This is a genomic window from Candidatus Infernicultor aquiphilus (assembly GCF_002784285.1).
GTDB lineage: Bacteria > Atribacterota > Phoenicimicrobiia > Phoenicimicrobiales > Phoenicimicrobiaceae > Infernicultor > Infernicultor aquiphilus.
In genome coordinates this window covers 1-9,727 of sequence record NZ_PFKO01000028.1, presented here as the reverse complement: position 1 = coordinate 9,727, position 9,727 = coordinate 1, and the positions used below count along the sequence as shown (strand labels likewise).

Below are 9,727 nucleotides of genomic sequence, written 5' to 3'. Positions count from 1 at the left end.
AAAATAGAAGAAAATTCTCTTCTTTTTAACCTTTCGTAATACTTTTCAAATTCTTCTAATAAAATTTGTGCCAACCTAACCCGTGGAATTTCTTTCCCTAAAAATTCTTGCAAAGAGATCATCTTCTCCTCTATATCTTCCGGAAATTCCCGATGAGCTACATTCACATTTATACCTATTCCTACTACTACCCAATTTATCATATCTAATTCTGCACTCATCTCAGTTAATATTCCACCAACCTTTTTCTCATTTATTAATATATCATTAGGCCATTTTATCTGAGCCTTAATCTGAGCGCATCTCTCCATAGCCTTCACTATTGCCACTGCGGTCATCAAAGTTATTCGAGGGATATAAGAAGGAGAAAGTTGAGGATATAATATTATGGAAAGCCAGATGCCTCCTAGGGGTGAAAACCATCTTCGTCCCAACCGCCCCTTCCCGGCACTCTGTCTCTCGGCAATAATTATAGTGCCTTCGTTTATTCCCTCTACTCTAGGTGAGGCTTTCACTTTTGCGATTATATTAGTAGATTCTAATTCGGGAAAATAAAAGATTTTTTGGCCAATATAAACCGTGGATAAGCCATTTTTAATTTCTTGAGGAAGTAATAAGTCAGAAACATACTCCTGTTCTTTTAAATATTTTAATATCTCCTTGGTCATTTTCTTATAATCCCTTAAACCGTGATAAAGGACCATCCCCGGTCAGGTTAAACGAGAGGCTAATAACTCACTGTCTTTATCTATCTCTTTAATTTGCTTAAAATCAATTACGAAAGAACCCTTGCTCTCTAATAAGGCCATTAAATTCTTTAAAGTCTTATCATTGCCTATTAAACTGGGAATGATAAAGGCAATAGTCTTTTTCTTTTCTAATCCTACACACTTTTTGATATAATCGACTAATTCAGAAGGCAACTCCCCTTTAAAAAAACTTATTACCGAGCAACCTATAAAAACAAGGTCATAAGGTAAAAGGTTACCAGCCATCATTCCTCTTTCTGCTTTAATTACTTTTAATTCATTTCCTTTTTTTTCGATAACAGAAAATAATTTTTTTACAAACAATTCTAATTTTTTGCTTTTTCCACTATAAATCAAGGCTGCTCTCAAAATACTCCTCCTAATCAAAAACTACTTTTTCTACCCCTTGTAATTTATCTAATATCTTATTAGTTATCAATTTTAAATGCTCAGGACTTTTAACAAAATCTAAGTCATCAGCTGGCACATTTAAGATAGGACAAATATTAAAATTCTCTATCCACTCCTCATATAAAATATTTAACTGATTCAAATATTCCTCAGAAATCGTTTTCTCATAATCTCTTCCCCGTAGAGCAATTCTTTTCAGAAGGGTAGGAACTGAGGCCTGGAGATAGACGACTAAATCAGGAGGGGAAAGAAACTGAGTCATTATATTAAATAGTTCTCGATAATTATCATAATCACGATCTTCCATAAATCCCTGCAGATTTAAATTTTTTGCAAATATATCCACATCCTCATAAATACTTCTATCCTGGACTACAGAGGTAGGACTTTTTAATATCTCTTGATGATGATTAAATCTCTTAGACAGAAAAAATACCTGGAGATGAAAACTCCACTTCTTCATATCTTTATAGAAATCTTCCAAATAAGGATTATTTTCCACCACTTCATAATATGGTTTCCAACCCAATCTTTTACTTAATAAGTCAGTTAAACTTGATTTACCGCAACCAATATTTCCTGATACGATAATAAATTTTTTCATTTTAAATCATCCTCTTTATAGATTTGACTAATAATGTATTCAAGGTCTTTCTTTTTACTAACAAAATCAAGATCATTGGTATCAATTTTAATCAAAGTCGATTTTTTATAATTATCGGGATAAGAAAAAAATTCTTGATAAGCTAAATTCAATCTTCTCATATACTCATAAGAAATTTTCCTTTCAAAAGGACGATCCCTTAAAGTTATTCTCTTCATCAGAGTCTCGGTGCTTGCCTGCAGGTAAATAATTAAATCGGGACTGGGAATATCTTTCACCATAATTTCATAGAGACGTTCATACATAGACAGTTCATTCCCGGAAAGATTAAGATGGGCAAATAATCTATCCTTAGCAAATAAATAGTCAGAAAAGATTAGCTGATTAAATAAATCTTGCTGGACTAATTCTAATTGCTGCTTGTAACGGTTCAACAAAAAAAATATTTGAGTTTGAAAGGCATATCTTTCTATATCATTATAAAATTTAGATAAAAAGGGGTTTTCTTCTACTATTTCTAAATTAGATTTAGCATTAAATTTTTTACTTAACAATAAAACTAAACTAGTTTTCCCTACCCCTATGGCTCCTTCCACTACAATAAATCTACTCTTAAGTTTTATCATCTATCCTACTCCTTTATCCTACTCCTTTATCTTTGGAAATTAAGTTGATTATTTTTTCGGAGGTAATTCCATTCATAAGTGGAATATTTATTTTCTAATAGTACCTTGGAAATTTTTTCTTCCGATTCAGTTAATTTACTCTCTACCAATCTTACTCCAAATTCTTCTTCAAAACCGTGAGGAAGAATATTAGATAATTCTGAAAAATCTATTTTTTTCTTTAAAATCTCTTCTAAACTGGTTGCTTTAAATTTTGATTTAAGTTTTTCTATTATTTGAACCGAGGGAAAGTTAAAAACCGAGAATAATTTATCTTTTTCTAATTTTATCAATAAAGAGCCATGTTGTAAAACTACTCCGCCTTTTCTCACTTGAGCTGAACCAACCATCTTTTTGCCCTCAACCTGTACTTCATATTGGGAGGGAACGGAAAAACAGATCGACTTAAAATCTAAATGATGAATTCTGGCCTTATCTGATCTACCCAAAAGATGGTTCTCTAATTTACCTCTAAGCGGAACTAATTCTGCTTTTATTCCTAAATAAGAAAGGCCTCTAATTATTCCCCCGCTAATCTTCTTATAAGTCTCTAAGATAGAGTCATTAACCAAAGGATCATTTTCTTTAATTATAAAACTATAAGTCAATTCTTGATCGTGTAAAACCGCTTTCCCTCCAGTTGGTCGACGAACCATATCAATACCTAGATCCTGACAAACCTTTATATTTATCTCTTTCTTTAGATCCTGAAAATAACCTAAGGATACCGCTGGTGGAGACCATTGATAAAATCTGATAGTGGGAGGAACCAAACCCTCTCGGTGAGCTATCATTATTGCCTCATCAATGGCCATATTTATAAAACCGTTATGATAACTATCTTTTATTAATCGCCATTCCATTATTTTCCCTTTCTGTTTGATTATCTAATTCATCGGGCTTGATAAATCAAACCTCTACATTAATATATCATGACAATAAATTAAAGGAATAGAAAAATTCTATTATGATATATTTATTCTATAAAATATCTTAAAATTCTTCCTATAAAGAAGGATATCATAAAACTTTAAAAACATCACCAAAAATATATTATTAATTATTTAACCGGGCACTAGTTACCCAGGTAACCAACTAACCAGGTAACTAATTCCATACATCCCTACGCTATCTGCTAAATGATTCTGTTAGTGTAAACTTTAGTGGGGTAGTTAAAAGAAAAATATACTAATATTTTCTTGACTAAGTAAATCCTAAGTGATATACTTTTAATAAAGTGTTGTGCGAAAGGGAGAATACAGCACAAGCATTAGAGGAGTCGTAAAAGAAAAAAATTGAAAAGGGGGTATTAAAGATGAGTTCATTAATTGTATTAATTGGTGCAGCGTTTTATATCGTAAGTTATTTTACTTACGGTAAGTCACTTGAAAGAAACGTCGTTAGAGCAGATGGTTCAACACCAACACCTGCGATAAGATTGCGTGATAACGTTGACTATTTGCCTGCGCACAAATTTGTTCTGTTCGGTCACCACTTTGCTTCCATTGCAGGCGCAGGCCCAATTGTAGGACCTGCAATCGCCGTAGTTTGGGGATGGTTTCCTGCACTGCTCTGGGTTTGGTTCGGTAACCTCTTTATCGGAAGCATCCATGACTACCTTTCACTTATGGCGTCAGTTCGTTATGATGGTAAGTCAATACAGTATGTCTCCGGTAAGTTGATGGGAGAATCATCAAAATACATCTTCGAGGTGTATGTATACTTTACACTAATTCTTGTTGTTGCGGCCTTTATGGGCGTATTTGGAGCCCTTGCTTCAAAAAGCCCTGCAATCCTTACTGCTTCTACATTATTTATGGTTGCAGCACTCATTGAAGGGCAGCTTCTCTACAAGACAAAACTTCCATTCTGGCTTTCTTCGGCAATTGGCGTAGCCCTTACAATTCTTTCAATTGTGGTTGGCTTCCTATGGCCATTCATCAATGTTCCAAGTCTCAACACTCTTTACTGGCTTCAGTTTATTTATATTATTTTTGCTGCCACACTTCCTGTTTGGTTCCTGCTTCAGCCCAGAGATTACCTTAACTCATACATTCTATGGGGAGGAGTAATCATTGCTACGATTGCCGCAGTTATTGCATTCAGAGGATTCAGCTGGCCAGCCTATACTGGCTTCTCAGCAAAGGTCATTTCTGGACAACCTTCACCATTCTGGCCCACCGTTCCATTGGTTATTGCCTGTGGTGCCCTTTCAGGATTTCACTCAATCGTCGGCTCAGGCACAACTTCTAAACAGCTTGATAACGAATTGAGCGGACTGTTTGTAGGTTATGGTGCAATGTTTATGGAAGGAATGCTTTCCACTATTGTCATCACTTCCATTGGAGCATTCGGGCTCGTAGTGTTCCAGGGTTTTGCAGACAAGATTGCCGCAGCCGGCTTTGATTTAGCAAAAATGTCTTCTGATGCCACTTATTTTGGTCAGGTGGGTGCCGCGGTTATTAACTCAAAAGACGTTGGAATTGGTGGAGCACTGGGTATTTTCACTAAATCATTTGGGCAGCTGCTTAACGTCATAGGAGTTCCGGTGAAACTTGGGATAACGCTTGGCGGTCTCTGGGCTTCTGCGTTTATTCTCACCACCCTTGATACAACTAACCGTCTGGCAAGGTACGCTTTCCAGGAACTTGTTGAGCCAATAAAGAAAGTTTCCAAAGGACTTCATGGATTCCTTACAGATAGATGGGTTGCATCAATCCTGGCAGCAGCCTTCGGCTTCTTCCTTATTGCCAAGGGAGGTAACGCCTACACTGCACTCTGGGCAGGTTTTGCCGGCGCAAATCAACTTCTTGCCTCCATTGCCATGCTTACTGCTGCAACCTGGGTTAAGAATGTGCAAAAAGCAAGCACAGGAATGCTTGCAGCAGTCCTTATACCTGCATTCTTCCTCTGGATTACAGTATTTTCTGCTCTGATCTGGTTCCTTGTAAAGGTTGTCCCAGCTACTACTCCAGTCCTACAGGTGATACTGGGTGGATTTGTAGTTATAATGCTCGTGCTTGATGTTTTCCTTGTTATTAATTTCTTCAAGAATTATAACCAAGGAAAGAAAGCAACGGCAAAGGCGTAAAGAAAATGAAACGACTCCTCTATTTTCTAAAGAAAAGTTTTGATGTATTTGACAAAGCGATGAAGGAGGACTCTACCTCCTTCATCCGTAAACAACTTGAAGAAGAAGAAAATATATTTGCTCTTATTACCATGGGAATTTTTTCGGGTATTCCGTCTCCTCCAACAGGTATAGTCCTGAGAATCCTTCCGCATATGTCCAGAGAGATTTCCATAATGATTAAGAGAAGCGCGAATCTTGACGATGTGTTTGGCGAAATAATGGGAACTTTTAATGTTGATTAGGAGGCGTTTATGAATGTTTATTATTTTCTTGGAAAAGGTGGTGTCGGTAAAACTACCGTTTCTGCTGCCTGGAGCGTGGGCCTTGCAAAGAAGGGGCTAAAAACACTTGTTGCATCTATTGACCCGGCGCATAATCTTGGCGATGCGTTTGCCACTCCAATCAGCGATAGAATAATGCACATTAATGCGCATCTTGATGCAGTTGAAGTGAATATTGAGGAAATGATCAGGGCGTATCTTAACGAACTCTCAACTAAAATGAAAAATACTTACAGGTATCTTTCTGCAATGAATATTGATAGATATTTCGATATACTTAAGAATTCGCCAGGTATTGAGGAGTACGCTACAATGGAAGCAATCAAGAGATTGATCGCTCTCAGAGATTACGATGCAGTTGTCTTTGATACTCCACCGACAGGGATGACGATAAGAGTTCTTGCCATGCCACCTGTGTCTCTCGTATGGACAGAGCAACTTATAAAGATGCGGAAAAGGATTCTTTCAACAAGGGGGATGGTTGAGCGGGTTCAGGGAAAATTTGAAGCGGAAGTTGACGGAGAGAAAGTTGTGCTCTCCTCAAGCGAAAAAGAGGACCCCATAATGCAGGAACTCTTAAGCTACAGGGAAGAATTGAGGGCTTTGAGGGATATGCTCTCCTCTGATTACTCTTATGTTAATATTGTTACGATGGCAGAGGACCTTGCCTTGTTTGAAACGAAGAGAATTATCAAATTACTCGATGGATTCAAGATAAAAGTAAGGAATATATTCTTGAACAAATTTTTTGAGATTAAAAATCCTCCTGATGAAATCAAAGGTAAAATTGAAGAGCAGGAGAAGGTTATCGAAAAAATGAAAACTGAGATAAAGGGAATTGAGATTAAAGACATCCCTTTGTTGAGGAAATCTCCAAGAGGAATTGATGAGCTTTTTAATATTTACTCAAAATATCTTGCATAAGGAGAAAAAATGAACGGTGTAAGCGGGAATTTAATTTTTATAATTGTTGTTCTTGCCGGAATTTCGGTATTACAGTTTTATCAAGGGCGGCGGTTGAATGTTACTTTGATGAAGCACTATGTGCAAGGCTTTGAGGGCAAGCTTAAAATTCGTGACCAGCTCTATACCTGGATTGGAGGATACGTCGGCTTCAAGGCAGACTACGACATCAACGATAATTTCATTAAAAAAGTTGAAATGACCTTAACGCTATTACCTCGCCAGAGTCTTTTCTGGCTGCCCTTCTCTTATTCCGTGAAGAGGGGAGACAGGCTCTATATCGTACTTAGGCCAAAGTTTCAGATCCATTCTGATGCACATATTTTAAAAAAATTCTACTACCTTTTTGGGGCCTCTATTTCCGAGACAAAAGACCTCACGAAAGGTGAAGTTGGTTTTTCTGACGCAAAGGGCTTTTACACTCTTTATGAAGAGGAAAATGATATCCAAAAATTGAGAAAATTTGTTGAGGCATCAATGGACCCTAAGAGATTACGGCACATTGCAGTCGTAAAAGAAACCAATGTGCTTTTCTGCCTTATAAAACCTGATCCGTACAAAACCGCGGATGAAATAAAGAATCTTGTAGAAAACTTTCCTAAATACTTCTCGGAAAATATATAAAGGGGACCTGTTGCACTAGCTCAATAATTCGGTAACTTTTTCTAAAACCTATAAAAATAGTTCCCTTTCTATTATCTGCTCGGCAATCTGTACTGCGTTTAAGGCCGCTCCTTTTCGTAGGTTATCGGATACTACCCACATTACTAGACCGTTTTCGGTAGAGATATCTTCTCTGATTCTTCCTACAAAGACTTCATCCTTCCCTTCGGCAAATAAAGGCAGAGGGTATTCTAATTTTTCCGGATTATCAATTACTTTAATCCCGGGGAATGCACTCAATATTTCTTGAGCTCTCTGCACCGAAATTTTCTTTTTAGTTTCTATATGAACTACTTCCGAATGGGCTCGGTAGACGGGAACTCTCACCGTAGTGGCAACCACTCGTATCTTATCATCTCCCATTATTTTTCTAGTTTCATTTAACATCTTCATCTCTTCAGAGGTATAGCCATTTTCTTCAAAAGACCCAATATGGGGCAGAAGATTATAAGCAATTTGATAAGGATAGACTTTAATCTTAACTTCCTCTCCTTTGGCAATAGATTCACTTTGCATCTTTAATTCTTCCATAGCCTCTCTCCCGGTTCCAGAAACGCTCTGGTAAGTAACCACCACAACCCTTTCTATCCCTACCTCATCATAAATGGGTTTTAAAGCAACTACCATCTGGATAGTGGAACAATTGGGATTGGCAATGATTCCTTTATGCCATTTTAAATCATCGGGATTTACTTCCGGCACTACCAGAGGGACTTCGGAGTCCATACGGAAATACTTACAATTATCCACTACTATCGTCCCCTGTTGGACCGCCAGAGGAGCAAAATGTTCACTCACCTCATCACCTGCGGAAAAAAGGGCAATATCAACATCTTTAAAAGAATCTTCTTTTAATTCTTGAACCTCAATCTTTTCTCCCCTAAAATTATAAATTTTCCCAGCTGATCGGCCAGAAGCTAAAAGACTTAGCTTTTTAACTGGGAATTTTCTCTCTTCTAAAACCAGCCTCATCTCTTCACCAACCGCTCCAGTTGCCCCTACTATCGCCACATTAAATTTTTTCATTTTTCTTCACCCACTTTATCTAAATTAAATTCTTTATGAATTGCCCTAACCGCATCTTCTATACGATTAGAATTAATCAGGCAAGATATTCTTAGGCCAGAGGTGCTAATCATATCTATATTTATCCCTTCTTTAGCTAATGCCCCAAACATACTAGCAGCTATAGCCGGGTCACTAGTGATACCTGCTCCCACAATGGATACTTTTGCTACCTCAGGTTCTGATATTATTCCTTTAGCTCCAATTTTCTCTGCTACCTGTTTAGTAATTTGAATAGCTTTATCAAAATCATTTAAAGCCACAGTAAAGGCTATATCATTAATCTTGTTATGATGAGAACTTTGAATAATCATATCTACAATTATCTCCACTTCGGCCAAAGCTTTAAATAGTTTAAACGCTATTCCGGGAACATCAGGAACTTCCTGAACCACAATTTTACCAACATTGGTTTCATGGGTTACCCCTCTTACCACAAATTTTTCTAACATTGTATCTGCCTCCTTTATAACCGTCCCTTCTCCCGGGGTAAAAGATGATTTTACTATAATCTTTACTTTATAATTTCTGGCTAAGTCTATAGCTCTATAGTGCATCACCTTAGCCCCTAAACTGGCCATCTCGGCCATTTCATCATAAGATATGTTGGCAATTCGACGTGCCGAAGGGATAATTCGCGGATCAGCAGTGTAAACCCCACTGACATCGGTATATATTTCACACCTACTTGCTCCCAGCTGGGCGGCTAAGGCAATAGCAGTAGTATCTGAACCTCCTCTTCCCAGGGTAGTGATGTCTCCGTTAGCATCAATTCCTTGAAAGCCGGCCACAATAACTATCTTACCTTCCTCTAAAGCTGATTTAATTTTCTCCTGGTTTATGGTAGTCACTTTAGCCTTGGTATGGACTGCATTAGTAATAATTCCTGCTTGCATCCCGGTAAAAGAGATGGCCTTCCATCCCAAGGCGTGAATAGCCATAGCCAATAAGGCAATAGATACCTGTTCACCAGTAGAAATTAACATATCTAATTCTCGTTCACTGGGAGACCTGGAAATTTTTTGAGCCATCTTGATTAATTCATCGGTAGCGTTCCCCATTGCTGAAACTACTATCACTATTTTATTTCCTTCTTTTGCTTTCTGTACTATCTTCTTAGCTACTTTCTTAATTTTATCAATATTGGCTACCGAGCTTCCCCCATATTTTTGCACTATAATATCATTCATCAG

General features: G+C 37.3%; 11 protein-coding genes. 4 read left to right on the top strand and 7 right to left on the bottom strand.

Annotated features, from left to right (window positions below; translation table 11 throughout):
* From COZ07_RS00930 to COZ07_RS00910, 5 genes are all read right to left on the bottom strand, one after another.
* The coding region (locus COZ07_RS00930) for a biotin--[acetyl-CoA-carboxylase] ligase (protein WP_406606734.1) at nt 1-668 on the bottom strand (668 nt) is incomplete at its 3' end.
* A 42-nt stretch (nt 669-710) separates the two neighbouring features.
* Nucleotides 711-1,118: a flavodoxin family protein gene (locus tag COZ07_RS00925; RefSeq protein ID WP_406606733.1), complete on the bottom strand. Its 408-nt coding sequence runs from the start codon at nt 1,116-1,118 to the stop codon at nt 711-713.
* A gap of 10 nt (nt 1,119-1,128) precedes the next feature.
* Entirely contained in the window at nt 1,129-1,764 is a 636-nt protein-coding gene (locus tag COZ07_RS00920; protein WP_406606732.1) for a deoxynucleoside kinase, read from the bottom strand.
* Complete coding sequence (locus COZ07_RS00915; protein ID WP_406606731.1) at nt 1,761-2,390, bottom strand: deoxynucleoside kinase; 630 nt, start codon at nt 2,388-2,390, stop codon at nt 1,761-1,763. Before COZ07_RS00915 ends, COZ07_RS00920 begins: the two co-directional genes overlap by 4 nt.
* 26 nt (nt 2,391-2,416) lie before the next feature.
* Nucleotides 2,417-3,292, bottom strand: a complete 876-nt coding sequence (locus COZ07_RS00910; RefSeq protein ID WP_406606730.1) for a lipoate--protein ligase family protein — start codon at nt 3,290-3,292, stop codon at nt 2,417-2,419.
* 452 nt (nt 3,293-3,744) lie between these two features.
* On the opposite strand from COZ07_RS00910, the gene COZ07_RS00905 reads away from it, so the two are divergent.
* Genes COZ07_RS00905 through COZ07_RS00890 form a run of 4 tightly spaced genes read left to right on the top strand, consistent with a single transcriptional unit; the run spans nt 3,745 to nt 7,430 of the window.
* Nucleotides 3,745-5,520, top strand: a complete 1,776-nt coding sequence (locus tag COZ07_RS00905; protein ID WP_406606729.1) for a carbon starvation protein A — start codon at nt 3,745-3,747, stop codon at nt 5,518-5,520.
* 5 nt (nt 5,521-5,525) lie between these two features.
* Entirely contained in the window at nt 5,526-5,804 is a 279-nt protein-coding gene (locus COZ07_RS00900) for a hypothetical protein (protein WP_406606728.1), read from the top strand.
* 9 nt (nt 5,805-5,813) lie between these two features.
* Nucleotides 5,814-6,767, top strand: a complete 954-nt coding sequence (locus COZ07_RS00895; protein WP_406606727.1) for an ArsA family ATPase — start codon at nt 5,814-5,816, stop codon at nt 6,765-6,767.
* A 9-nt stretch (nt 6,768-6,776) separates the two neighbouring features.
* Nucleotides 6,777-7,430 carry a hypothetical protein gene (locus tag COZ07_RS00890; RefSeq protein WP_406606726.1) on the top strand — a complete coding sequence of 218 codons (654 nt, stop codon included), beginning with the start codon at nt 6,777-6,779 and terminating at the stop codon, nt 7,428-7,430.
* Nucleotides 7,431-7,478: 48 nt separating this feature from the next.
* Here COZ07_RS00890 and COZ07_RS00885 read toward each other — a convergent pair whose 3' ends face one another.
* Nucleotides 7,479-8,495, bottom strand: coding sequence for an aspartate-semialdehyde dehydrogenase (locus tag COZ07_RS00885; RefSeq protein ID WP_406606725.1), 1,017 nt, complete (start codon nt 8,493-8,495; stop codon nt 7,479-7,481).
* Entirely contained in the window at nt 8,492-9,724 is a 1,233-nt protein-coding gene (locus tag COZ07_RS00880) for an aspartate kinase (protein ID WP_406606735.1), read from the bottom strand. The genes COZ07_RS00885 and COZ07_RS00880 overlap by 4 nt, the downstream gene beginning before the upstream one ends.
* Between the last annotated feature and the right edge of the window lie 3 nt (nt 9,725-9,727).